Source organism: Streptococcus infantis (assembly GCF_047464615.1).
In the GTDB taxonomy this organism is placed as follows: Bacteria; Bacillota; Bacilli; order Lactobacillales; family Streptococcaceae; genus Streptococcus; species Streptococcus infantis_Y.
Map to the genome: position 1 here is coordinate 50,725 of NZ_JASHBO010000006.1, position 23,937 is coordinate 74,661.

A 23,937-nucleotide genomic window follows, 5' to 3' on the forward strand; every position below is an offset into this window, starting at 1 on the left:
AGGTGTAGTATACTGAGATAGTAATCAATAAATATGGTTGCAAAAATAATATTATGAGGTGAGAAAAATGGTAGAATTGAAAAAAGATGCATTAAAAGACGTAACAACATTATCTAAATCAGCGCCTGAAGCGCTAGCAAAAACAAAGGAAGTGCTTAACCAAGCAGTAGCAGACTTGTATGTGGCTCACATTGCCCTTCACCAAGTACACTGGTACATGCGTGGTCGTGGTTTCCAAGTATGGCATCCTAAGATGGATGAATACATGGATAGCCTTGATGGTTACCTTGATGAAATCAGCGAACGCTTGATTACACTTGGTGGCAAACCATACTCTACATTGACAGAATTTCTTCAACACAGTGAAATCGAAGAAGAAGTTGGAGAATTCCGTAATGTAGAAGAAAGTTTGGAACGTGTTCTTGAAATTTATCGTTACCTCATCACTCTTTTCCAAAAAGCTTTGGATGTAACAGATGAAGAAGGTGATGATGTAACCAATGATATCTTCGTTGGTGCTAAGGCAGACCTTGAAAAAACAGTCTGGATGCTTGCAGCAGAATTAGGACAAGCACCTGGTTTGTAAGATACTCTATTTTGTCAAAAATCCGTAGAAGTTTTCTACGGATTTTTTCTATTCAGGAGGGCATTCCAAAACAGTCTTTTTTGAAGATTTTTGATAAAATAGAACTATCAATGAAAAGGATGAAAGCATGACAAAGAAAATCGTAGCCATTTGGGCTCAAGATGAAAAGGGTGTGATCGGAAAAGAGGATCGCTTGCCATGGCATTTGCCAGCAGAGTTAAAACATTTTAAAGAAACAACCTTGAATCATGCCATTTTAATGGGTCGTGTAACCTTTGATGGGATGGGACGACGATTGCTTCCAGGACGTGAGACTCTGATTTTGACGCGCAATCCTGAAGAGTCAATTGAGGGGACTCTGGTTTTCCAAAATGTTGAGGATGTTTTAGACTGGTACCATCATCAGGCTAAGAATCTCTATATCATTGGTGGCAAGCAGATTTTTCAGCTTTTTGAACCTTATCTCGATGAGATTATTGTGACACAAATTCATGCTCAAGTTGAAGGGGATACCTATTTCCCAGAAGATTTTGACTTGACTGCTTTTGAGACTGTTTCAAGCAAATCTTATTCCAAAGATGAGAAAAATGTCTATGATTTTACCATCGAATACAGAAAGAGAAAGGAAGTCTAATGGAGCGTAGTATTTTTGGTTTTTTCACAGCTCTTTTGTGTGCTGTCTGTCTTGTGGCTGGATCACACGCTTTTCGTAAAAAGCGCTACGGACTTGCTACTCTACTTTGGCTTAATGCTTTTACAAACTTGGTGAATAGCATTCATGCTTTTTATATGACCTTATTTTAGATAGAAAAATCATTTAGAACGGAAGGGAATCATGCCTACAAATAGGAAAAATGATATGATGGTTTATTGCTCATTTTGTGGCAAAAGCCAAGAAGAAGTTAAAAAAATAATCGCTGGGAACAACGCCTTTATCTGTAATGAATGTGTGGAGTTGGCCCAGGAAATTATTCGTGAGGAGTTGGCTGAGGAAGTCTTGGCAGACTTGTCTGAAGTACCAAAACCAATCGAACTCTTAAACATCTTGAACCACTATGTGATTGGTCAAGATCGTGCCAAACGTGCTTTGGCAGTTGCTGTATATAACCACTACAAACGCATCAATTTCCATGACACTCGTGAAGAATCAGAAGATGTGGATTTGCAAAAGTCAAACATTTTGATGATTGGTCCAACTGGTTCAGGGAAGACTTTCCTTGCTCAAACTCTTGCTCGAAGTTTGAATGTGCCTTTTGCTATTGCTGATGCAACGGCTCTTACTGAGGCTGGTTATGTTGGTGAGGACGTGGAAAATATCCTCCTCAAACTTTTGCAAGCAGCTGACTTTAACATCGAACGTGCAGAACGTGGAATTATCTACGTAGATGAAATTGACAAGATTGCTAAGAAGAGCGAGAATGTTTCTATTACACGTGATGTTTCTGGTGAAGGTGTGCAACAAGCCCTCCTCAAGATTATCGAAGGTACAGTAGCAAGTGTTCCTCCACAAGGTGGACGTAAACATCCACAACAAGAAATGATTCAAGTAGATACCAAGAATATCCTCTTCATCGTGGGTGGTGCCTTTGATGGCATCGAAGAAATTGTCAAGCAGCGTTTGGGTGAAAAAGTTATCGGTTTCGGACAAAACAACAAAGCAATTGACGAAAACAGCTCTTACATGCAAGAAATCATTGCAGAAGATATTCAGAAATTCGGTATTATTCCTGAGTTGATTGGACGCTTGCCTGTCTTTGCAGCCTTGGAGCAGTTGACAGTAGGTGACTTGGTTCGCATTTTGAAAGAGCCAAGAAATGCCTTGGTTAAACAATACCAGACCTTGCTTTCATATGATGATGTTGAGTTAGAATTTGACGACGAAGCCCTCCAGGAAATTGCCAATAAAGCAATCGAACGCAAAACTGGTGCGCGTGGTCTTCGCTCAATCATCGAAGAAACCATGCTAGACGTTATGTTTGAAGTTCCAAGTCAAGAAAATGTGAAAACAGTTCGTATCACAAAAGAAGCGGTTGACGGAACGGCTAAGCCAATCCTAGAGACAGCCTAGAGGTGACTATGGAAATCAATACACACAATGCTGAGATTTTGCTGAGTGCGGCTAACAAATCTCACTATCCGCAGGATGAACTTCCAGAAATTGCGCTCGCAGGTCGCTCAAATGTTGGTAAATCAAGTTTTATCAATACCATGCTCAATCGTAAGAACCTAGCTCGTACTTCAGGAAAACCAGGAAAAACACAACTACTTAATTTCTTTAATATTGATGATAAGATGCGTTTTGTAGATGTACCTGGTTACGGTTATGCCCGTGTGTCCAAAAAGGAACGCGAAAAATGGGGACGCATGATTGAGGAGTACTTAACCACTCGAGAAAATCTTCGAGCAGTTGTCAGTCTCGTTGACCTTCGTCATGATCCGTCAGCAGATGATGTACAGATGTACGAATTTCTTAAATATTATGAGATTCCTGTCATCATCGTGGCGACTAAGGCAGACAAGATTCCGCGTGGTAAATGGAATAAGCACGAATCAGCTATTAAAAAGAAATTAAACTTTGATCCAAGTGATGATTTCATCCTCTTTTCTTCAGTGACAAAAGCAGGAATGGACCAAGCTTGGGATGCTATTTTAGAAAAATTGTGAGGAATACATATGGCAAAAACAATTCATACAGATAAAGCTCCAAAGGCAATCGGACCTTACGTTCAAGGAAAAATCGTTGGCAACCTTTTGTTTGCTAGCGGTCAAGTTCCTCTATCTCCTGAAACTGGAGAAATCGTAGGAGAAACGATCCAAGAACAGACTGAACAAGTTTTGAAAAACATTGGAGCTATTTTAGCAGAAGCAGGGACAGATTTTGACCATGTTGTTAAAACAACTTGCTTCTTGAGTGATATGAACGACTTTGTACCTTTTAACGAGGTATACCAAACAGCCTTTAACAAGGAATTTCCAGCTCGTTCAGCTGTAGAAGTAGCTCGTCTTCCTCGCGATGTTAAAGTCGAAATTGAAGTCATCGCAGAGATTGGATAAGCGAGTTGAAGTTTGGTTCTTCCAAACTTCTTTTGATATAAGGAGACAAAGATGACAAAGAAACAACTTCACCTGGTGATTGTTACAGGGATGAGTGGTGCAGGGAAAACTGTAGCCATTCAATCCTTTGAAGATTTAGGATATTTTACCATTGATAATATGCCACCTGCCCTCTTACCCAAATTTTTACAGTTGGTTGAGACCAAGGATGATGATCATAAGTTGGCCCTAGTGGTTGATATGCGTAGTCGTTCTTTCTTCTCAGAGATTCAGGCTGTCTTGGATGAATTGGAAAATCAAGATGATTTGGACTTTAAAATCCTCTTTTTGGATGCGGCTGATAAAGAATTAGTGGCACGTTATAAGGAAACAAGAAGAAGTCACCCACTAGCAGCAGATGGTCGTATCTTGGACGGAATCAAGCTGGAACGCGAACTCTTGGCACCCTTGAAAAATATGAGTCAAAACGTGGTTGACACAACAGAGTTAACTCCTCGTGAACTCCGTAAGACCATTGCAGAGCAGTTTTCAGATCAAGAACAGGCTCAGTCCTTCCGTATTGAGGTTATGTCTTTCGGGTTTAAATATGGCATTCCTATTGATGCTGACTTGGTATTTGATGTTCGTTTCCTCCCAAATCCTTACTATCTACCAGAACTTCGCAATCAGACAGGTGAGGACCAGGCCGTTTATGACTATGTTATGAATCATGAGGAATCTGAAGATTTCTACCGCCATTTGTTGGCTTTGATTGAACCAATCCTACCTGGCTACAAAAAAGAAGGAAAATCTGTTTTAACCATTGCAGTAGGTTGTACAGGTGGGCAGCACCGAAGTGTTGCCTTTGCCAAACGATTAGCCAATGATTTGTCTAAGAATTGGCCTGTAAATGAAAGTCATCGTGATAAAGATCGAAGAAAGGAAACGGTAAACCGTTCATGAGAAAACCAAAAATTACGGTGATTGGTGGAGGAACCGGAATCCCTGTTATTTTAAATAGTTTAAGGGAAAAGGATGTGGAAATTGCAGCCATTGTAACCGTTGCGGATGATGGCGGTTCTTCAGGCGAATTGCGTAAAAATATTCAACAGTTGACACCTCCAGGGGATTTACGTAATGTTCTTGTGGCCATGTCAGATATGCCAAAATTCTATGAAAAGGTCTTTCAATACCGTTTTTCTGAGGATGCAGGTGCTTTTGCTGGTCATCCATTAGGAAACATTATCATAGCTGGCTTATCTGAAATGCAGGGTTCAACCTATAATGCTATGCAATTACTGAGTAAATTTTTCCATACGACAGGAAAGATTTATCCATCTAGTGACCATCCCTTGACACTCCATGCCGTCTTTAAAGATGGAACAGAAGTAGCTGGAGAAAGTCACATTGCAGACCATCCAGGCATGATTGACCATGTTTATGTCACCAACACTCTAGACGATGAGAAACCGCAGGCTAGCCGCCGAGTTGTGAATACCATTCTTGAGAGTGATATGATTGTCTTGGGTCCAGGCTCCCTCTTTACTTCGATTTTGCCTAATATCGTCATTGAGGAGATTGGTCAGGCTCTTCTGGAAACCAAGGCTGAAATTGCCTATGTCTGCAACATCATGACTCAGCGCGGAGAGACAGAACATTTCTCAGATAGTGATCACGTAGCAGTCTTGCATCGTCATCTTGGTCGTCCCTTTATTGATACAGTACTTGTCAATATCGAAAAGGTTCCAAGAGACTATATGGACACTAATCGTTTCGATGAGTATCTAGTTCAGGTTGAGCATGATTTCGATGGTTTGCATCAACAAGTTCCCCGTGTCATTTCATCCAACTTCCTACGTTTGGAAAATGGTGGTGCTTTCCATGATGGGAATTTAATCGTGGATGAATTAATGCGCATCATACAGGTGAGAAAATGAGTTTCACAGTAGCAGTAAAAGAAGAAATCCTAGGTCAACACCACCTGAGTCGCTATGAATTATCAGCTATTATCAAGATGTCTGGAAGCGTAGGTTTGTCTAGTTCTGGCTTGACCTTATCCGTTGTTACAGAGAGTGCCAAACTTGCCCGCCATCTCTATGAATCGTTTTTACACTTTTATGGTATCAAGTCGGAGATTCGTCATCATCAGAGAAGTAATCTTCGTAAAAATCGGGTATATACTGTGTTTACAGATGAGCAAGTCCAAGAACTTTTAGCGGATTTGCGTTTGGCTGATTCTTTCTTTGGTCTGGAGACGGGAATTGATCCAGATATTTTAGGAGATGAAGAAGCAGGTCGTGCCTATCTTTGTGGTGCATTTTTAGCAAATGGGAGTATTCGGGATCCCGAGTCAGGCAAGTATCAGCTGGAAATTAGTTCAGTTTATCTAGATCATGCCCAAGGGATTGCGGCGCTCCTTCAGCATTTCTTATTGGACGCCAAGGTGATTGAGCGAAAAAAAGGTGCAGTGACCTATCTCCAGCGGGCTGAAGACATCATGGACTTCCTAATAGTGATTGGAGCCATGCAGGCGCGTGATACTTTCGAAGGCATCAAAATCTTACGTGAAACTCGTAACGACCTCAATCGTGCTAATAATGCAGAGACGGCTAATATTGCTCGTACGGTTTCTGCAAGCATGAAAACCATTAATAATATCAGTAAAATCAAAGATAGAATTGGCTTGGATAATCTGCCAGCAGACTTGCAGGAAGTTGCCCGTCTGCGTATCCAGCATCCAGACTATTCTATCCAGAAGCTGGCAGATAGTCTGACAAATCCCTTAACCAAAAGTGGTGTCAATCATCGCTTGAGAAAGATCAACAAAATCGCAGAGGAATTGTAAAATATAATATATTGATGTTCAAAAAAGATACATCGAGATTGATGTTTAAAAATTTTTAAAATAACCTCAAATTTCAAAAATTCTACTGAAGTTTCATTCAGTGGAATTTTTATTTTTAATCTTCATTAAATTGCATAGTTATAGTTTTTTTAAAATTAATAGATAATTATGTATTTTCTTTATAAAATCTTTAAATTTATATTTTATTATTGAAGTGTAAATTTAAGGAGGATCAAAATGGAAAAAAATATTTTAGAGACGCGGAACTTGTCAAAGAAATTTGGGAATCAACTTGTAGTGAATAATATTTCATTACAAGTGAAAGAGAATTGTATCTACGGATTACTTGGTCCAAATGGTGCTGGGAAATCAACTACACTAAAGATGATAACAGGAATGCTCCACAAATCGTCCGGAGATATTATCTTTAATGATCATATATGGAGTAGAAAGGATCTCGAACAAATTGGTGCCTTGATAGAGTTACCTCCCTTGTATGAGAACTTAAGTGCAAGAGAAAATTTAAAAGTAAGAACAATGTTACTTGGATTACCCGAATCAAGAATTGATGAAGTTCTACAAATCGTTGGTCTATCAAATACAGGTAAAAAAAGAAGTGGAAAATTTTCTTTGGGAATGAAACAACGATTAGGAATTGCAATAGCACTGTTAAATAATCCTAAATTATTAATTTTAGATGAACCAACCAATGGCTTAGATCCATTGGGAATTCAAGAATTAAGGGAGATGATTCTTGGCTTCCCAAAACAAGGCATTACAGTAATTCTATCTAGCCATAATATTTCCGAAGTTGAGCAAGTTGCAGATTATATCGGGATAATATGTGAAGGTGAATTAAAATACCAAGATATAAAAGACTCTCAAGAAAGTTTAGAAAATTTATTTTTGGAAGTAGTAAAGAAGGAGAATTAAAAAATGATGAATTATATTCTTGGTGATTATTTAAAATATAAAAGAACTTTTTTAAAAAAAATAATCTATATAATACCTATATCTTTGATAATTCTATCTTATTTACTGGTACCACCATATTTTACAGTAGATTCATATAATTGGTGGTATACTATAATTATGCCAATCACTTATGCACTGATTCCTGCTTTAATTAATCGATACGAAGACAAAAAAATAAAATATAGGGCAGTTTATCCTCTCAGTATTGATTTGAGAAAGATTTGGATATCAAAAATTATAGTGGCAAGCTGTTTGATTCTGATGGCCAGTTTGGTTCATTTGATAGCAGTTTTAATTGTACAATTTATTTTTGGAGATCAAATATTTTTAAGCTATAGCTTTAGTACTTTATTAGTCTCAAGTATAGTATTAGTGGTATCAAGCATATGGCAAATTCCATTTTGTCTACTATTAGCTAAAAAGTTTGGTTTTTCTACTAGTCTTATGATAAATGGTTTATTAGGTGTTGCACTTGGAATTGTGTTTTCTGCTGGAAATTATTGGCTGTTATCTCCATATAGTTGGAGTATAAGAACGATGGTTCCAATGCTGAAAATTATGCCAAATGGACTACCAGCAGATTCAGGAAATATGATGTTAAGTACATCCATTTTGCCTCCATGTATCTTCTCAATTCTGTTATTTCTTCTATTATCTTACTTATCATCTATTTGGTTTGCAAAACAGGAGGTGGGATAGTGATAAATATTTTAAAGTCTGAACTATATAAGATAAAACATACTTGGTTACCCTGGTTATATCTGTTTCTCCCAATACTATTTGTGATTATGATATATGCTGGTTTTAAATTTACGAGCCTAAGTAGGTATTCAATAGAGGATGTCACATTAAATTATTTGATTACGTTAGGTGCATTGTTCCCGATTATTATTGGTTTTATTACTGCAAAGGTAATAGAAATGGAAGCAGAAGCAGGTTGTTTTCAGATAATGTTAACTGGTTCGCAATCAAGAACTAGTATGTATATTGGTAAGTTATTATCCTTATTGTTGTGTGCATCTCTATCACTTGTTTTACTCCAAAGTAGTTTTTTGATGTTTTTTAATTATCAAGAATTTTATGATTTGATATTGGAATCAGTCTTAATGATTATCGGAGTTGTTCCGTTATATTTAATACATCTGGTTATTAGCCTCAGATTTGGGAGTGGTGCCTCTATTGGTCTTGGTTTCTTTGAAATATTGATAGCTCTGCTTGCTGTTACAAGTATGGGGGATAAGATTTGGTATTACATACCAAGTTCTTGGTCTTCAAGACTTTGTGGTCTTTATTTTGTAGATAAAATATCTGGTGAAAACTTATTTTATTATGAATTTTTTAAATGGTCTTTAGTTGCAACACCAATGATAGTTGTAATTTTATTTGTAAGTTTGATTTGGTTTAGTAAATGGAACGGCAGAACTAATATGGAATAGAAATGAAGGTGGTAATAAGATGGTGAAAATATTAGCTATAGATGATGAAATGGATCTTTTGATCTTAATCAAAAATATTTTAACGCAAAAATTATATCATGTAGATATTTTTCAAAATCCAACAGAAGTACCTATTTCTAAATTAACAGAGTATGATTTAATCTTGTTAGATATAATGATGCCAAAAATCGATGGTATATCTTATTGTAAATCTATTAGAGATAGAGTAGACTGTCCCATCTTATTTTTAACTGCAAAATCTTTGGAAAGTGACATTGTTTCAGGTTTTTCAACAGGAGCTGATGATTACATTTTAAAACCTTTTGGAGTAAATGAATTAATTGCGAGAGTTGATGCTCATTTACGTCGAGAAAACCGAGAGAGACATTTAAGTTTAAATCTTGGAGAAATTAGATTTGATTTATCAGCGAATATAATTTATGTAAATGATAAGAAAATTCCTTTTACAAAATCTGAGTATCGAATTTGTGAACTTCTGGCACGTAGACGTGGACAAGTATTTTCAAGGGAACAGATTTATGAGATGATATTTGGATATGATGGAATAGGTAATTCTTCAGCTATTTCAGAACATATTAAAAATATTCGCGCAAAATTACAGAAGGAAGGTGTATCTCCAGTAGTAACTGTATGGGGGATTGGATATAAATGGGAATAAAATTAAAAGGTCAATCACTAAAAATAATATTTTTAGAATATCTAATAAGTGTAGGAATTGTACTGTTTCTTTCGCTTGGTTTAGTAATTCTGATGTTCGCAGCCATGTATTCATTAGGATTTATTTTACCTGCTGATTACACAGAAAATCAGATTTATGAGAGGAAGAATGCGATAGCCAATACAGAGACCTTTGATAAAAATCTTATACCAGATAATGCCTCATATCTATTAATTTCAAAGGATGGAAATATCATTACTAGTTCAATGAGTAAAGATGAAGAAGATCGAGCAATTCGATACTATAATAATGAGAGAGTATATAATACCCCATCTTATAGCTATATAGAAATTTTACGAAATGACGGTTATTGTATTATTCAATATTCAGTAAAACCCTATTTTACAAATAAATTCATGGCAAAATATTTTCCTAATGTCAATGTAGTGTATGTCAGTATTCTTATTTTAGTTAGTTTACTAAATACATTGGTTGTTACAATAGTATGGGCTAAATATCTTGTGAAACAACTCTCACCTATATTTGCTGCTTCCGAAAAAATATCAGAACAAACTTTAGATTTTGAACTGCATTATTCAAGAGTCAAAGAATTTAATGAAGTTCTATTTAGTTTAGAGAAAATGAGAAATGCTTTGCAAGAGTCATTAATCAAAGAGTGGATACAGGAAGAAAACAAGCAAAAACAGATTTCTGCTTTGATACATGACTTGAAAACCCCAGTATCTATTGTTCAAGGAAATGCTGAGTTGCTTAAAAAGACATCTGTGACAGAGGACCAGAGTATTTATATAGATTATATACTGAGGAATAGCAATAGAATATCTGAATATATAAAAACACTTCTAATCATGAATAAGAATTCTAATGCCACTGAATACCAGCCACAATCGTTGGCAGTAAAAACTGTATCAGAACAATTGGTAACAGTTTCTAAAGAACTAATGTCAATTAATTCTAACAATCTAAAAACTAATGTAGTAGTTGAAGATGGTATAATGAGTGTAGACTTGAAACTCTTAGAGAGAGCATTGCAAAATGTCTTAGCGAATTCAATTGAAAATAATAATGGAATAGTTACATTGGAATTGAATTTAAAAACTGTAGATGAATTTTTAGAAATATCAGTATTAGATAACGGGAAAGGTTTTTCTGATATCGATTTAATTCACGCAAAAGAACAGTTCTATCGTGGAGATTATAGCAGGCATTCTGCAACCAATTATGGTATTGGATTATTTATTACTGAACAAATAATTAAATTACATGGTGGATCAGTAATCTTGAAAAATAGAGAAGCTTGTCGTGGTGCTGAAGTTAAATTTATATTACCGATACAGAATGATAAATGAGCCAGATTAACACTTAACTTATGTAATAATTAATCTAACAGCCACTAACATCAAACTTTATAACATGTTCATAACTGTATTTAACGTCAATTTGTAAATGTTAACTTCGAACTTTCACTACAAATTACACTAAGATAGAATATTATCTAGTATTACTCATACGGTGCACAGAGTTTGTTAGTCTGAATATGTCGGAATGAGGGGAAATATTAAAAAACTAATCAATAAGTATTAAACTTTATATAAAAAGCAAATAAAGGTGGTTAGTGGAAAAGTTTTTAAAATCATAAAAACGCATAATAGCAAGTTCTTTAGATACTTGTTATTATGCGTTTTATCATGAAATTTCACTTGATTTTTTAATAAAATTGTAATTTTGACATTATAGACTTGTAGAGTGTTTTGGTTGTACTTTTTGTTCGGGGTCAATGTAGTTGATAGCATTATTAACGGCAGTTGGTGCTTCACCTAGACCGGTTGCAATCAAGTCAATCTTACCTTCATAGTAGCAGCAGTCACCGATAGCATAAATTCCAGCTTGGCTTGACTCCTGCTTGCTATTGACGATAATCTTGTGGCGGTTAAGGTCTAATCCCCACTTTTTAAGATTACCGACAGAAGATTTAAAGCCATAGTTGACAAAGAGATGATCTAGTTCAAGGTTTTCGGTCTCATCGGATTTAACTTTTGATATTTCAAGCTTGTCTAAAGTTTTTCCATCTCCAAGAAGCTGACTTGGCACAAATGGTGTTTTGATAGTCACAGAAGACTCTTGCAATGCTTGGACGCTATGCTCAAGAGCACGGAAGTTATCGCGACGATGCACAAGTGTAGTTGGAGCAATCTTTTCAAAAGCTAGTGCCCAGTCAACGGCTGAGTCACCACCACCCAGAATGGTTACCTTCTGACCAGCGTATTGTTGCATATTAGAAACATGGTAGTGGATATTGTCGTAGCCTTCAACACCTTCTAATTCGAGTGGACGTGGTTTAAAGGCACCACCACCCATAGCAATAATAACGGTTTTAGAAGTATGGTTTCCCTTATTAGTTGTAATCTTAAAAACATCATCCTCTTTTTCAATCTCAAGAACAGTTTCATTGAGGTGTACAGGCATCTCAAACCCTTCAAGTTGTTCCAAAAGGCGGTTAGTCAATTCTTCCCCTGTGAGGTTTGGAAAACCAGGAACATCGAGAATTTGTTTTTCAGGATATAGGATAGCAGGTTGACCACCTAGTTGAGGAAGAGAATCGATGATTTGTACTTTGGCTTGACGAAGGTGAGCATAAAAGGCTGCGAAAAGACCGACAGGTCCACCTCCTACAATGGTGATATCATATAGTTCAGACATGGTTTCTCCTTAATTCATTTCTATCATTTTATTCTATCATATTTTCTACCAATTTAAAATGAAGTAGGGGGAAGAAAATTTTCATATAAAATGATATAATGAAGAGTAGCTTTTTTATGGAGAGGAGGCCTAGAATGAATTTTCAGCAATTATCTAATCTTCAATACTGGTCTAGTTTATTTTCCAGTCCTTGGAGTATTCTGATAAATGTGATTGATATTCTTATCGTTGCCTATATCTTATACCAATTTACAAAATCAATTGCAGGAACCAAGATTATGATCCTGGTTCGAGGTGTTTTAGTTTTTATCTTAGCTCAGATAGCAGCAAATACCCTGGGCTTGACGACTATTTCTTGGTTGATCAATCAATTGATTACTTACGGTGTTATCGCAGCGGTTGTTATTTTCTCTCCAGAAATACGGACAGGTTTAGAGCGATTAGGACGTGCGACTGATTTCTTTTCAAGTACACCAATGAGTTCAGAAGAACAGATGATTCAGGCCTTTGTTAAAGCGGTAGAATATATGAGTCCGCGGAAAATTGGAGCACTTGTATCAGTTCAGCGTGTCAGAACCTTGCAGGAATATATTTCCACGGGGATTCCTTTAGATGCTAAGATTTCTGCAGAACTCTTAATCAATATCTTCATTCCAAACACACCTTTACATGATGGTGCAGTCATTATAAAAGGTGATCGAATAGCTGTAACATCTGCTTATCTTCCGCTTACTGAAGACACTGGTATTTCTAAGGAGTTTGGAACGCGACATCGTGCAGCCATTGGTTTATCTGAGGTTTCTGATGCTCTCACTTTTGTGGTATCAGAGGAAACTGGAGGTATTTCCATTACCTATAATGGTGTCTTTAAGCATGATTTAACGATGGAAGAATTTGAGGAAGAGCTACGTCGTATACTGATTCCGGAAAATTCACAAGAGCCAAGCTTAACAGAGCGTATATTAGGAGGCTGGAAGAATGAAAAAAAATAGTTTATATATCATCTCCTCACTCCTCTTTGCTTGCGTTTTATTTATTTACGCTACCTCTATAAATTATCAAAACAATAATAATGCAAGACCGGCTCGAACAGAAACCTATACCAATACGGTCGTAAATGTACCGATTGATATTCAGTACGATAGTGAGCAGTATTTTATTAGCGGTTTTAGTTCAGAAGTAACAGTATTTTTGACTGGATCCAATCGAGTCACCTTGGCTAGTGAGATGCAAGAAAGCACTCGTAAATTTAAGGTTACTGCAGATTTAACACAAGCGACAGAAGGAACCGTTGAGGTTCCCTTGACCATTGAGAATCTACCGAGCGGTTTAACAGCCCTAGCAACACCGCAGAAAATCACCGTTAAAATTGGGAAGAAGGCAACACGGGATAATTTACCAGTCACTCCACAGATTGACTCTGGTAAGGTTGATGAACGAATTCTCATCGATAGTGTGACTGTTTCAGATGAACGCGTTTCGGTTACTAGTGATGTTGATACCTTGTCTAAGATTGATAAGATTGTGGCTGTTTTACCAACTAGTGAAAAAATTACAGGAAATTATACGGGTTCAGTTCCTCTACAAGCTATTGATAAGAATGGAACAGTTTTACCAACGGTGATTAAACCGTATGAAACAACCATGAAGATAACAACGAAACAAGTTCGATCAGCAAGTAGTTCTAGCTCATCAATGACAAGCTCATCTTCGGGCAGTTCGTCTTCAACTGGTTCTGAAACCAAGCCAGACTCTTCAAAAAAAGATTAATAAAACAATAGAAAAGGATAAAAAAATGGGTAAATATTTTGGAACGGACGGAGTCCGTGGAGAAGCAAACGTAGAATTAACGCCAGAATTAGCTTTTAAATTGGGACGTTTTGGAGGTTATGTCCTCAGTCAACATACGACTGAAGCACCAAAAGTTTTTGTAGGACGTGACACTCGTATCTCAGGTCAAATGCTTGAAGCAGCGTTGATTGCTGGTCTCCTTTCAGTCGGAATTCACGTTTATAAGCTTGGAGTTCTTGCAACACCAGCAGTAGCTTACTTGGTGAAAACTGAGGGAGCGAGTGCAGGTGTCATGATTTCAGCAAGTCACAACCCAGCTCTTGATAACGGAATTAAATTCTTTGGTGGTGACGGCTTTAAACTAGACGATGACAAAGAAGCAGAAATCGAAGCCTTGCTTGATGCAAGTGAAGATACTCTTCCACGTCCAAGTGCAGAGGGCTTAGGTACGGTTGTAGACTACCCAGAAGGTTTGCGTAAATATGAAGCCTACCTCGTTTCAACTGGAACTCCTCTTGAAGGGATGAAGGTTGCCTTGGACACTGCTAACGGAGCAGCTGCAACAAGTGCTCGTCAAATTTTTGTAGACCTAGGTGCTCAATTAACAGTTATTGGTGAAACACCAGATGGTCTTAACATCAACTTGAACGTTGGTTCAACTCATCCAGAAGCCTTACAAGAACTTGTGAAAGAAAGCCAGTCTGCCATTGGTTTAGCCTTTGATGGGGACAGTGACCGTTTAATTGCTGTTGATGAAAATGGCGACATCGTCGATGGTGACAAGATTATGTACATTATCGGGAAATACCTCTCTGAAAAAGGTCAATTGGCACAAAATACAATTGTGACAACAGTTATGTCCAACCTTGGTTTCCATAAGGCCTTGGATCGTGAAGGGATCAATAAGGCAGTTACTGCTGTTGGAGACCGCTATGTCGTTGAAGAAATGAGAAAATCTGGCTACAATCTAGGTGGTGAGCAGTCAGGTCACGTTATCTTGATGGACTATAATACTACTGGTGATGGTCAGCTTTCAGCGGTTCAATTGACGAAGATCATGCAAGAAACAGGTAAGAGTTTGTCTCAATTGGCCTCAGAAGTGACCATTTACCCACAAAAATTGGTCAATATCCGTGTGGAAAATGCCATGAAAGAAAAAGCTATGGAAGTTCCAGCTATCAAGGCTATTATTGATAAGATGGAAGAAGAGATGGCAGGTAACGGACGCATCCTCGTTCGCCCAAGTGGAACGGAGCCACTCTTGCGTGTCATGGCTGAAGCCCCAACCACTGAGGAAGTAGACTACTATGTAGACACTATTGCTGAAGTTGTTAAAACTGAGATTGGTATTTAGTAAATCTAGCAGAAAATAAAAAAATATGGTACAATGGCAACTATATTGTACCAATGGAGATGAAAATGAATTTAAAACGTGAACAAGAATTTGTTAGTCAGTATCACTTTGATGCGCGTAACTTTGAATGGGAAAATGAAAATGGAGCACCTGAAACTAAGGTTGATGTAAACTTCCAGTTGCTTCAGCATGATCAAGAAAATCAAGTGACCTCTTTAGTAGTTGTTTTGAGCTTTATGATTGTCTTTGATAGATTTGTCATTAGTGGAACGATTTCTCAAGTCAATCATGTTGAAGGCCGTATTATCGACCAACCAAGTGATTTCAGCCAAGAAGAGGTTGAGACACTAGCTCGTCCATGTTTGGATATGCTTAATCGTTTGACTTATGAAGTAACAGAAATTGCCCTTGATATACCGGGAATTAATTTGGAGTTTTAAGAAATGAAATTAGCGGTCATAACAGACTCATCTGCTTTTCTACAAGCGGAAACCTTGCGGAAAGAAGATTTATTTGTGCTAGACATTCCTGTGAATATCGATGGACAGGAGTATGTTGAAGGTGTAAATCTAACCGCTCAAGAATTTTATGAAAAAATGGCTTCAGCAAGCGAATTGCCAAAAACGAGCCAACCAAGTATTGCCAAGTTGGATGAAATTTTATCATCATTGAAAGAAAAAGGATATACTCATGTTCTGGGTCTCTTCCTTTCTTCTGGAATCTCAGGATTTCACCAAAATATCCAGTATATGACGGATGAGTTCGAAGGATTAACCATTGCTTTTCCTGATACTCGTATTACAAGTGCTCCTCTAGGCTATATGGTTGAGAGTGTCTTTAGATGGGCAGAGCAAGGCGAAGAGTTTACTACCATTTTAGATCAGTTGGAAAATCAAATCCAGAAAACTTCAGCCTTTATCATGGTGGACGATCTTGACCATCTAGTTAAAGGGGGACGACTCTCTAATGGTGCAGCCATTTTGGGGAATCTCCTTAGTATCAAGCCAATCCTATATTTCAATGACCAAGGTGTGATAGAAGTATATGAAAAGGTTCGTACAGAGAAAAAGGCTACAAAACGCTTAGTTGAAATTGTTAAAGAAGCAACAGCTAATGGGAATTACCAGATTACTGTCATTCACGGGAATGCTCCTCAAAAAGCAGCAGATTTGCGCCAGCTTTTAATCGATGGTGGAGTGGCTACAGATGTTTCAATTGCAACCTTCGGTAGTGTTATTGGGACTCACCTTGGAGAAGGAAGTATTGCTCTGGGATATACACCCATAATTTAGACTATTTTTCATGGACAGCTAAGGTCCTTTGTATCTTAGAAATTGAACACGCCTGGAGCCATGTTTGAAAAAGATAGTTCTTCCAAGGAGTAGATACTCCTTGCTCAGACCTCCTATTTTCACTTTGTGTTCTTACAGGCTTTGTATCTTAGAAATTGAACACGGACTACCTGCCTCTTGAAAAAAGATGCCTGTCTTGCCTTTCGTGGAAAGTCAGCGCCATTCCCTATTTTTCATGGGCAGCAAACGTCCTTTGTATCTTAAACAGGAGTAGAGATTGAGATGAGTATTCGAGTAATTATTGCTGGTTTTAAGGGGAGAATGGGCCAAGCTGCTTGTCAAATGGTTTTGTCTGATCCTGAACTTGAACTGGTAGCAGTTTTAGATCCTTTTGAGTCTGCATCTGACTGGCAGGGAATTCCAGTATTCAATGATAAGAATGACTTGGCAGGTTTTGAGGCAGATGTATGGGTTGACTTTACAACACCAGCTGTTGCCTATGAGAATACACGCTTTGCTCTTGAAAATGGCTTTGCTCCAGTAGTTGGAACAACAGGTTTCACTAGTCAAGAGATTGAAGAACTAAAAGAATTTTCTCGTTCTAAAAACTTGGGTGGCTTGATTGCTCCTAACTTTGCTTTGGGTGCTGTCTTGCTCATGCAATTTGCGGCACAAGCTGCAAAATACTTCCCAAATGTAGAGATTATTGAGCTTCACCATGACAAGAAAAAAGATGCTCCGAGCGGAACAGCTATCAAAACAGCGGAATTGATGGCAGAAGTTCGTGAGTCTATCCAACAAGGTGCTAGTGATGAGGAAGAACTCATTTCAGGGGCACGTGGAGCTAACTTTGATGGTATGCGAATCCACTCAGTCCGTTTGCCAGGTTTGGTAGCTCATCAGGAAGTTATATTTGGAAATCAGGGAGAAGGATTGACTCTACGTCATGACTCCTATGATCGTAGCTCCTTCATGACAGGGGTGAATTTGGGAATCAAAGAAGTTGTCAAGCGTCATGAGCTTGTCTATGGATTAGAACACTTATTATGAGATTAACACAAATGCCTTCTGAATTTCAGAAGGCTTTACCAGTATTAGAAAAAATTAAAGAAGCAGGCTTTGAAGCCTATTTTGTTGGAGGCTCTGTTAGGGATGCCCTACTCAATCGTCCCATCCATGATGTGGATATTGCGACTTCATCTTATCCAGAAGAGACCAAGCAGATTTTTCCACGGACAGCTGACATTGGCATTGAGCACGGAACAGTTTTGGTTTTAGACGGAGATGAAGAGTACGAAGTAACCACTTTTAGAACTGAGGATGTCTATGTAGACTACCGTAGACCAAGTTCAGTTTCTTTTGTTCGTTCGTTAGAAGAGGATCTCAAACGCCGTGATTTTACAGTCAATGCCTTTGCCTTGGATGAGATGGGAAAAATCATTGATTTGTTCGATGGTTTGAGAGATCTAGATAATCAAGTTTTACGAGCAGTTGGTGTAGCTAGTGAGCGTTTCAACGAAGATGCTTTGCGGATTATGCGTGGTTTCCGTTTTCAGGCCAGTCTTGGCTTTGAGCTTGAACAAGAAACCTTTGAAGCTATGAAAGATCTGACACCACTCTTAGAGAAAATTTCTGTGGAACGTACTTTTGTTGAATTTGATAAACTTCTACTAGCTCCTCATTGGCGAGTAGGTCTGTCTTCTATGATTGCAAGTAAAGCTTATGATTATCTTCCGGATATGGCTGGTGGTCAGGAGAAACTCCAATCTTTGTTTGACTTAGATGCTGATTTTACCTTTGAATCTTCTGAACAAGCTTGGGCTGCACTTTTATGGGTTTTAGAAGTGGAAGATGCTCAACAATTTTTGAAACATTGGAAAACTTCGCGTCAATTCGCCAAGCAAGTTCAGGATTTGCTGACTATTTTGGCCTTGCGTGAAAAGGGAGAATTGAGCAAGCGCGATTGTTACCGTTTTGACTTAGATTTACTCTTGCAGGCTGAAAACCTTCGTCAGGCGCAAGGAAAAGACTTTGATCCACAGGCCATCGAAGAGACTTACCACAGCTTAACCATCCATGATAAAAAAGAAATTCAAATCAATGGTGGGATTTTGATCAAAGAATATGGCTATCAACCAGGACCAGAAATGGGAGAAATTTTAGCAGAGATTGAGTATGCTATTGTAGATGGAGATTTGGAAAATAACTTGGAAGCTATTCATGCCTACTTGAGGGAGAAAAAATGAGTGATTTTATTGTTGAAAAACTAAGTAAATCCGTAGGAGACAAGACTGTCTTTAAGGATATTTCCTTTATCATCCATGACTTGGATAGAATCGGTCTTATCGGTGTCAACGGAACTGGGAAAACAACCCTTTTAGATGTACTTTCAGGAGTTTCAGGTTTCGATGGTGATGTTAGCCCATTTTCAGCAAAGAATGATTACAAAATTGGCTACTTGACTCAGGACCCAGATTTTGATGATAGCAAGACTGTCTTGGATACTGTTCTATCGAGCGATTTGAAAGAAATACAGTTGATCCGTGAGTATGAATTGCTCATGCTCAACTACAGTGAAGATAAGCAAGCCAGTTTGGAGCGGGTTATGGCGGAGATGGATTCTCTCCAGGCTTGGGAAATCGAAAGTCAGGTCAAGACTGTTCTCAGTAAACTGGGGATTCAAGACCTATCAACTCCTGTTGGAGCTTTGTCGGGTGGTCTCCGTAGACGGGTTCAATTGGCGCAAGTGCTTTTAGGAAACCATGATCTCTTGTTACTAGATGAGCCGACCAACCATCTGGACATTGCGACCATTGAGTGGCTGACCCTCTTTTTGAAAAATTCCAAGAAAACGGTTTTCTTTATCACCCACGATCGTTATTTCCTAGATGCGCTTTCGACGAGAATTTTCGAGTTGGACCGTGCTGGTTTGACCGAATATCAAGGAAATTACCAAGACTATGTTCGCCTCAAGGCTGAACAGGATGAGCGCGATGCAGCTCTTCTCCACAAAAAAGAGCAACTTTATAAGCAGGAATTGGCCTGGATGCGCAGACAACCACAGGCTCGTGCAACCAAGCAACAAGCACGTATCAATCGTTTCCATGATCTGAAAAAAGAAGTCTCAGGAACTACAGCTGAGACAGACTTGAGCATGAATTTTGAAACCAGCCGTATCGGTAAAAAGGTGATCGAGTTTAAGGATGTTTCCTTTGCCTATGATGACAAACCGATTTTGCAACATTTTAACCTTTTGGTTCAAGCCAAAGACCGTATCGGAATCGTTGGGGACAACGGTGTTGGGAAGTCAACCCTTCTTAACCTCATTGCAGGAAGTCTTGAACCAACTGATGGACAAGTTATCATCGGCGAAACTGTTCGCATCGCCTATTTCTCTCAACAAATTGAGGGTTTGGATGAAAGCAAGCGTGTTATCAATTACTTGCAGGAAGTGGCAGAAGAGGTCAAGACCAGCGGTGGTTCTACGACTTCGATTGCAGAGCTGCTGGAGCAGTTTCTTTTCCCACGTTCGACGCATGGAACCTTGATTGAGAAATTGTCTGGGGGAGAGAAAAAACGACTTTACCTCCTTAAACTACTCCTCGAAAAACCAAATGTTCTCCTCTTGGATGAGCCAACCAATGACCTAGATATTGCGACCTTGACAGTTTTGGAGAATTTCTTGCAAGGCTTTGCTGGTCCAGTTTTGACAGTTAGCCATGACCGCTATTTTTTGGATAAGGTAGCGACCAAGATTCTCGCTTTTGAAGATGGTAAGATTCGTCCTTTCTTTGGGCATTATACCGACTACCTAGATGAAAAAGCCTTCGAAGCAGAAGCAACAAGCCAAGTTCAAAAGGCTGAGAAGGAAAAAGTTGTCAAAGTCCGTGAAGAAAAGAAACGCATGACCTACCAAGAAAAGCAGGAGTGGGCAAGTATTGAAAGTGATATCGAAGCCTTGGAAAATCGTATCTCTGTTATTGAAGAAGAAATGCAGGCCAATGGCTCTGACTTTGGCAAACTAGCTACCCTTCAAAAAGAGTTAGATGAGAAGAATGAAGACTTGCTTGAAAAATATGAACGCTATGAATATTTAAGTGGCTTGGCTTAATGGAAGAGAAAATCATCAAATGGAGCAGTAAGAAAATCATTTGGACCATTCTTCTCTGCTTAGTTGAGTTAGCTTTTCTTCTTTGGATCCTATCTTTTATGATGACCTATCCCAAGGAGGTATCTTTGGGAATGGTTTTATTAAGGCTTTTTATTGGGTTCTTAATCATCGTTGTTGGCTTAATTTTGTATCAACGTTTGCGACTTCTTTTTTCAGATAAAGAGTATTTGAAATGTACGGCCCAAGGATTTTCCTATAAACCATATCCAAAGAAAGACTGGCAGTTTTATTCCTGGAGGCAAGTAGAAACATTTTCTCTTATGAGAATCAAGGGTGGTGGAAGTTCGAGGGATTTTTACCAGATTGAAGTTTGTTTTTTTGACAAAGACCTTGTAAAAACGAAATCTCTATGGAATCGACTACGAAGTAAATTTTCAAGTGCTAAACCTGCTGTCGACTTGATAATTCCGATTCATTTACTGGATGTTGGTTTGCCAGAGAGAGTATTTGAAACGATGACATACTTTGAGCGAGAGTGGCGTATCGAACAAAATCGTCAAGGCCATCAAAAATCCAAATTCAAATCTAAAAGTAAAAAGAAGGAAAGATTTTATTGAGTCATTCCATTCGCAACATTAAAGAATAGCGTTGAAACCTTGGACTGGCTTTCCAGGGTTTCTTTCTATTTCTCTTTTCTAAGATTTATGGTATAATAGGGAGTAAAAACTTAAAAAGAAAGAAATGCTATGAACTTAAAAGATTACATTGCAAGTATTGAAAATTATCCACAAGAAGGAATTACATTCCGTGATATCAGCCCTTTGATGGCCAATGGCAATGCCTACAGCTATGCTGTTCGTGAAATTGTTCAATATGCTACTGACAAAAAGATCGATATGATCGTAGGACCAGAAGCGCGTGGATTTATCGTTGGATGTCCAGTCGCTTTTGAGTTGGGAATTGGTTTTGCTCCTGTGCGTAAACCTGGGAAATTGCCGCGCGAAGTCATTTCAGCTGACTACGAAAAAGAATATGGAGTTGATACTTTGACTATGCACGCAGATGCTATCAAACCAGGTCAACGTGTTCTGATCGTAGATGACCTTTTGGCAACAGGTGGTACTGTGAAAGCAACCATCGAAATGATTGAAAAACTTGGTGGTATCGTAGCTGGTTGTGCCTTCTTGATTGAGCTTGATGAGCTTAAGGGTCGTGAAGCCATCGGAGATTACGATTATAAAGTACTTATGCATTATTAATGAAAAACAGTCCCTAGGGCTGTTTTCTCTTCATCTGATATAAAAAAAGGCTATATCTAGTTAGAGAAAAACTATAATTGAAAACTATATCTTCTTACAGTATAATAAAGGGAAGGACTTTCGTCAGCTGATTTTTCATTTGACGACTGTATGTTCGTTTGATCCTATAATTGATACAGTAAGGAGATTTCCATGCCGATTCGAATTGATAAAAAATTACCAGCAGTTGAGATTTTACGAACGGAAAATATTTTCGTCATGGATGACCAGCGGGCGGCTCATCAGGATATTCGACCACTGAAAATTCTGATTTTAAACTTGATGCCACAGAAGATGGTTACAGAGACTCAGCTTTTACGACATTTAGCTAATACTCCCTTGCAGTTAGATATTGATTTCTTATATATGGAAAGTCATCAGTCGAAAACAACTCGTTCTGAGCATATGGAGACTTTTTATAAGACCTTCTCGGAAGTTAAAGACCAGTATTTTGATGGCTTGATTATCACAGGAGCGCCGGTTGAGCATCTTCCTTTTGAAGAAGTGGACTATTGGGAGGAATTTACTCAGGTCATCGATTGGTCAAAGACACATGTCTTTTCAACCCTGCATATTTGCTGGGGAGCACAGGCTGGCCTCTACTATCGTTACGGCGTAGATAAACACCAAATGGCTCAAAAGCTTTCGGGAATTTATCCTCAGGATGTTTTAAAAGAAGGTCATCTTTTGCTGAGAGGTTTTGATGACTTGTATGTGTCTCCTCATTCTCGTCACACAGAAATTCTCAAAGAAGACATTGTAAATAAAACCAATCTAGAGATTTTAGCATCTGGAAAAGAGGTGGGAATCTCTATCCTTGCAAGCCGAGATTTAAGAGAAGTTTATAGCTTTGGGCATTTAGAGTATGATCGTGATACCCTAGCGAAAGAATATTTTAGAGATCTAGATGCTGGTTTAGATCCCCATATACCAGAAAATTATTTCAAAAATGATGACATCCATGAACTTCCTTGTATGCGTTGGAGTTCCTCAGCAGCTCTCTTTTTCAGTAACTGGGTAAATTATGCAGTTTACCAAGAAACCCCTTTTGAGTGGAAGAGTGCAGAAGAAGATGTATCTCATTTTGGATATTTATAAGAGGAATTATGACATATTTAGATGCTTTTAAATCAGGGAACTTGGTATTACCAAGTGCTCTGCTCTTAAACTACAATCAACTGTTTTCATCAAGCGATGATTTCTTAGTTTGGCAATTCTTTTATCTACAAAATACAACAGCTTTAGGGGAATTGTCCCCAAGCCAGATTGCTGAGAAAATTGGCAAGCAAGTCTTTGAAGTCAATCAAGCGATTTCGCGCTTGACAGAAAAAGGCTTACTTCAATACCGAACCATTGAACTCAATGGTGAGATAGAAGTGATTTTTGATGCGACTTTAGCTTTAGAGCGCTTAGACCAACTTTTTGAAAAGCAAGAACCTAGCCAAGCGCTACCTGCTAAAAATGATTTGAAAGACTTGGTGGAAACCTTCCAACAAGAGCTAGGTCGTCTCTTAAGTCCTTTTGAGATCGAAGATTTGGAAAAGAGTTTGAAAGAAGACGGGACCAGTGCGGACCTGATTAAAGAAGCCCTACGTGAGGCTGTTTTGAATGGAAAACCAAATTGGAAGTACATCCAGGCTATCTTACGAAACTGGCGTCATGAAGGCATTAAGAGTGTAGTCCAGGTAGAGGCTAAGCGTCAGGAGAGAGAAGCGACTAATCCTCAAAATGTTCAAGTTTCTGCAGATTTTCAAAATGCTATGGATCTTTGGAAAGACTAATTTTAAGTATTGATAATAGAAAAAAATGCCTACAG

26 protein-coding genes are annotated in these 23,937 nt (G+C 38.2%); 25 read left to right on the plus strand and 1 reads right to left on the minus strand.

From position 1 onward, the window contains the following. The first annotated feature begins 67 nt into the window (after positions 1–67). The 13 genes from QM450_RS04605 to QM450_RS04665 all read left to right on the plus strand — a co-directional run bounded on the left by QM450_RS04605 (position 68) and on the right by QM450_RS04665 (position 10,924). Entirely contained in the window at positions 68–586 is a 519-nt protein-coding gene (locus tag QM450_RS04605) for a Dps family protein (RefSeq protein ID WP_000229851.1), read from the plus strand. Between the two features lie 127 nt (positions 587–713). After that, positions 714–1,220, plus strand: coding sequence for a dihydrofolate reductase (locus QM450_RS04610; protein ID WP_049548564.1), 507 nt, complete (start codon positions 714–716; stop codon positions 1,218–1,220). Between the two features lie 201 nt (positions 1,221–1,421). Continuing rightward, entirely contained in the window at positions 1,422–2,654 is a 1,233-nt protein-coding gene (clpX, locus tag QM450_RS04615) for an ATP-dependent Clp protease ATP-binding subunit ClpX (protein WP_414319810.1), read from the plus strand. Positions 2,655–2,662: 8 nt separating this feature from the next. Continuing rightward, positions 2,663–3,250: a ribosome biogenesis GTP-binding protein YihA/YsxC gene (gene yihA, locus QM450_RS04620; protein ID WP_049494688.1), complete on the plus strand. Its 588-nt coding sequence runs from the start codon at positions 2,663–2,665 to the stop codon at positions 3,248–3,250. Positions 3,251–3,259: 9 nt separating this feature from the next. Next, positions 3,260–3,640 carry a RidA family protein gene (locus QM450_RS04625; protein WP_001140424.1) on the plus strand — a complete coding sequence of 127 codons (381 nt, stop codon included), beginning with the start codon at positions 3,260–3,262 and terminating at the stop codon, positions 3,638–3,640. A 51-nt stretch (positions 3,641–3,691) separates the two neighbouring features. Next, complete coding sequence (gene rapZ, locus QM450_RS04630; RefSeq protein ID WP_371559815.1) at positions 3,692–4,582, plus strand: RNase adapter RapZ; 891 nt, start codon at positions 3,692–3,694, stop codon at positions 4,580–4,582. Continuing rightward, positions 4,579–5,556, plus strand: coding sequence for a YvcK family protein (locus QM450_RS04635; RefSeq protein WP_371559813.1), 978 nt, complete (start codon positions 4,579–4,581; stop codon positions 5,554–5,556). The genes rapZ and QM450_RS04635 overlap by 4 nt, the downstream gene beginning before the upstream one ends. Further along, complete coding sequence (gene whiA / locus QM450_RS04640; protein WP_371559811.1) at positions 5,553–6,464, plus strand: DNA-binding protein WhiA; 912 nt, start codon at positions 5,553–5,555, stop codon at positions 6,462–6,464. The genes QM450_RS04635 and whiA overlap by 4 nt, the downstream gene beginning before the upstream one ends. Before the next feature lie 237 nt (positions 6,465–6,701). Beyond that, the gene (locus tag QM450_RS04645; protein WP_414319811.1) at positions 6,702–7,397 is read left to right on the plus strand and encodes a lantibiotic protection ABC transporter ATP-binding protein; all 696 of its coding nucleotides are present in this window, start codon (positions 6,702–6,704) and stop codon (positions 7,395–7,397) included. A 3-nt stretch (positions 7,398–7,400) separates the two neighbouring features. After that, a complete protein-coding gene (locus QM450_RS04650; RefSeq protein ID WP_414319812.1) occupies positions 7,401–8,138 on the plus strand; it encodes a lantibiotic immunity ABC transporter MutE/EpiE family permease subunit in 738 nt (245 codons plus the stop codon). Then, positions 8,138–8,875, plus strand: coding sequence for a lantibiotic immunity ABC transporter MutG family permease subunit (locus QM450_RS04655; protein ID WP_414319813.1), 738 nt, complete (start codon positions 8,138–8,140; stop codon positions 8,873–8,875). The genes QM450_RS04650 and QM450_RS04655 overlap by 1 nt, the downstream gene beginning before the upstream one ends. Before the next feature lie 19 nt (positions 8,876–8,894). Beyond that, a complete protein-coding gene (locus QM450_RS04660) occupies positions 8,895–9,554 on the plus strand; it encodes a response regulator transcription factor (RefSeq protein ID WP_375555739.1) in 660 nt (219 codons plus the stop codon). Continuing rightward, positions 9,545–10,924: a sensor histidine kinase gene (locus tag QM450_RS04665; RefSeq protein WP_375555740.1), complete on the plus strand. Its 1,380-nt coding sequence runs from the start codon at positions 9,545–9,547 to the stop codon at positions 10,922–10,924. The genes QM450_RS04660 and QM450_RS04665 overlap by 10 nt, the downstream gene beginning before the upstream one ends. 382 nt (positions 10,925–11,306) lie before the next feature. On the opposite strand, the gene QM450_RS04670 is transcribed toward QM450_RS04665, so the two are convergent. Beyond that, a complete protein-coding gene (locus tag QM450_RS04670) occupies positions 11,307–12,275 on the minus strand; it encodes an NAD(P)/FAD-dependent oxidoreductase (RefSeq protein WP_414319814.1) in 969 nt (322 codons plus the stop codon). A 134-nt stretch (positions 12,276–12,409) separates the two neighbouring features. Here QM450_RS04670 and cdaA point away from each other — a divergent pair, with 134 nt between their 5' ends. The 12 genes from cdaA to QM450_RS04730 all read left to right on the plus strand — a co-directional run bounded on the left by cdaA (position 12,410) and on the right by QM450_RS04730 (position 23,902). Then, positions 12,410–13,267 (plus strand): diadenylate cyclase CdaA, encoded by an 858-nt coding sequence (gene cdaA, locus QM450_RS04675; protein ID WP_045763531.1) that lies wholly within the window; start codon positions 12,410–12,412, stop codon positions 13,265–13,267. Beyond that, complete coding sequence (locus QM450_RS04680) at positions 13,254–14,045, plus strand: YbbR-like domain-containing protein (RefSeq protein ID WP_414319815.1); 792 nt, start codon at positions 13,254–13,256, stop codon at positions 14,043–14,045. The genes cdaA and QM450_RS04680 overlap by 14 nt, the downstream gene beginning before the upstream one ends. A gap of 25 nt (positions 14,046–14,070) precedes the next feature. Continuing rightward, a complete protein-coding gene (gene glmM, locus QM450_RS04685; protein ID WP_414319816.1) occupies positions 14,071–15,420 on the plus strand; it encodes a phosphoglucosamine mutase in 1,350 nt (449 codons plus the stop codon). Positions 15,421–15,485: 65 nt separating this feature from the next. Next, positions 15,486–15,860 (plus strand): DUF1149 family protein, encoded by a 375-nt coding sequence (locus tag QM450_RS04690; protein WP_153224934.1) that lies wholly within the window; start codon positions 15,486–15,488, stop codon positions 15,858–15,860. Between the two features lie 3 nt (positions 15,861–15,863). Further along, a complete protein-coding gene (locus QM450_RS04695; RefSeq protein WP_414319817.1) occupies positions 15,864–16,712 on the plus strand; it encodes a DegV family protein in 849 nt (282 codons plus the stop codon). Positions 16,713–16,994: 282 nt separating this feature from the next. After that, positions 16,995–17,762, plus strand: coding sequence for a 4-hydroxy-tetrahydrodipicolinate reductase (dapB, locus tag QM450_RS04700; protein WP_414319818.1), 768 nt, complete (start codon positions 16,995–16,997; stop codon positions 17,760–17,762). Then, positions 17,759–18,958, plus strand: a complete 1,200-nt coding sequence (locus QM450_RS04705; protein WP_414319819.1) for a CCA tRNA nucleotidyltransferase — start codon at positions 17,759–17,761, stop codon at positions 18,956–18,958. Before dapB ends, QM450_RS04705 begins: the two co-directional genes overlap by 4 nt. Next, a complete protein-coding gene (locus tag QM450_RS04710) occupies positions 18,955–20,823 on the plus strand; it encodes an ABC-F family ATP-binding cassette domain-containing protein (RefSeq protein ID WP_414319820.1) in 1,869 nt (622 codons plus the stop codon). The genes QM450_RS04705 and QM450_RS04710 overlap by 4 nt, the downstream gene beginning before the upstream one ends. Then, positions 20,823–21,440, plus strand: coding sequence for a hypothetical protein (locus QM450_RS04715; RefSeq protein ID WP_414319821.1), 618 nt, complete (start codon positions 20,823–20,825; stop codon positions 21,438–21,440). Before QM450_RS04710 ends, QM450_RS04715 begins: the two co-directional genes overlap by 1 nt. Before the next feature lie 129 nt (positions 21,441–21,569). After that, on the plus strand, positions 21,570–22,082 hold the full coding sequence (locus QM450_RS04720; RefSeq protein ID WP_006145170.1) for an adenine phosphoribosyltransferase: 513 nt from the start codon (positions 21,570–21,572) through the stop codon (positions 22,080–22,082). 192 nt (positions 22,083–22,274) lie between these two features. Further along, the gene (gene metA, locus QM450_RS04725; protein WP_414319822.1) at positions 22,275–23,219 is read left to right on the plus strand and encodes a homoserine O-acetyltransferase MetA; all 945 of its coding nucleotides are present in this window, start codon (positions 22,275–22,277) and stop codon (positions 23,217–23,219) included. Between the two features lie 8 nt (positions 23,220–23,227). Beyond that, positions 23,228–23,902, plus strand: coding sequence for a DnaD domain-containing protein (locus QM450_RS04730; RefSeq protein ID WP_223140707.1), 675 nt, complete (start codon positions 23,228–23,230; stop codon positions 23,900–23,902). Positions 23,903–23,937 lie beyond the last annotated feature (35 nt).

Excerpts from the sequence above, each read along its gene's own strand:
- QM450_RS04605 (WP_000229851.1), top strand. The coding sequence starts at position 68 with ATGGTAGAATTGAAAAAAGATGCATTAAAAGACGTAACAACATTATCT.
- QM450_RS04610 (WP_049548564.1), top strand. The coding sequence starts at position 714 with ATGACAAAGAAAATCGTAGCCATTTGGGCTCAAGATGAAAAGGGTGTG.
- clpX (WP_414319810.1), top strand. The coding sequence starts at position 1,422 with ATGCCTACAAATAGGAAAAATGATATGATGGTTTATTGCTCATTTTGT.
- yihA (WP_049494688.1), top strand. The coding sequence starts at position 2,663 with ATGGAAATCAATACACACAATGCTGAGATTTTGCTGAGTGCGGCTAAC.
- QM450_RS04625 (WP_001140424.1), top strand. The coding sequence starts at position 3,260 with ATGGCAAAAACAATTCATACAGATAAAGCTCCAAAGGCAATCGGACCT.
- rapZ (WP_371559815.1), top strand. The coding sequence starts at position 3,692 with ATGACAAAGAAACAACTTCACCTGGTGATTGTTACAGGGATGAGTGGT.
- QM450_RS04635 (WP_371559813.1), top strand. The coding sequence starts at position 4,579 with ATGAGAAAACCAAAAATTACGGTGATTGGTGGAGGAACCGGAATCCCT.
- whiA (WP_371559811.1), top strand. The coding sequence starts at position 5,553 with ATGAGTTTCACAGTAGCAGTAAAAGAAGAAATCCTAGGTCAACACCAC.
- QM450_RS04645 (WP_414319811.1), top strand. The coding sequence starts at position 6,702 with ATGGAAAAAAATATTTTAGAGACGCGGAACTTGTCAAAGAAATTTGGG.
- QM450_RS04650 (WP_414319812.1), top strand. The coding sequence starts at position 7,401 with ATGATGAATTATATTCTTGGTGATTATTTAAAATATAAAAGAACTTTT.
- QM450_RS04660 (WP_375555739.1), top strand. The coding sequence starts at position 8,895 with ATGGTGAAAATATTAGCTATAGATGATGAAATGGATCTTTTGATCTTA.
- QM450_RS04665 (WP_375555740.1), top strand. The coding sequence starts at position 9,545 with ATGGGAATAAAATTAAAAGGTCAATCACTAAAAATAATATTTTTAGAA.
- QM450_RS04670 (WP_414319814.1), bottom strand. The coding sequence starts at position 12,275 with ATGTCTGAACTATATGATATCACCATTGTAGGAGGTGGACCTGTCGGT.
- cdaA (WP_045763531.1), top strand. The coding sequence starts at position 12,410 with ATGAATTTTCAGCAATTATCTAATCTTCAATACTGGTCTAGTTTATTT.
- QM450_RS04680 (WP_414319815.1), top strand. The coding sequence starts at position 13,254 with ATGAAAAAAAATAGTTTATATATCATCTCCTCACTCCTCTTTGCTTGC.
- glmM (WP_414319816.1), top strand. The coding sequence starts at position 14,071 with ATGGGTAAATATTTTGGAACGGACGGAGTCCGTGGAGAAGCAAACGTA.
- QM450_RS04690 (WP_153224934.1), top strand. The coding sequence starts at position 15,486 with ATGAATTTAAAACGTGAACAAGAATTTGTTAGTCAGTATCACTTTGAT.
- QM450_RS04695 (WP_414319817.1), top strand. The coding sequence starts at position 15,864 with ATGAAATTAGCGGTCATAACAGACTCATCTGCTTTTCTACAAGCGGAA.
- dapB (WP_414319818.1), top strand. The coding sequence starts at position 16,995 with ATGAGTATTCGAGTAATTATTGCTGGTTTTAAGGGGAGAATGGGCCAA.
- QM450_RS04705 (WP_414319819.1), top strand. The coding sequence starts at position 17,759 with ATGAGATTAACACAAATGCCTTCTGAATTTCAGAAGGCTTTACCAGTA.
- QM450_RS04710 (WP_414319820.1), top strand. The coding sequence starts at position 18,955 with ATGAGTGATTTTATTGTTGAAAAACTAAGTAAATCCGTAGGAGACAAG.
- QM450_RS04715 (WP_414319821.1), top strand. The coding sequence starts at position 20,823 with ATGGAAGAGAAAATCATCAAATGGAGCAGTAAGAAAATCATTTGGACC.
- QM450_RS04720 (WP_006145170.1), top strand. The coding sequence starts at position 21,570 with ATGAACTTAAAAGATTACATTGCAAGTATTGAAAATTATCCACAAGAA.
- metA (WP_414319822.1), top strand. The coding sequence starts at position 22,275 with ATGCCGATTCGAATTGATAAAAAATTACCAGCAGTTGAGATTTTACGA.
- QM450_RS04730 (WP_223140707.1), top strand. The coding sequence starts at position 23,228 with ATGACATATTTAGATGCTTTTAAATCAGGGAACTTGGTATTACCAAGT.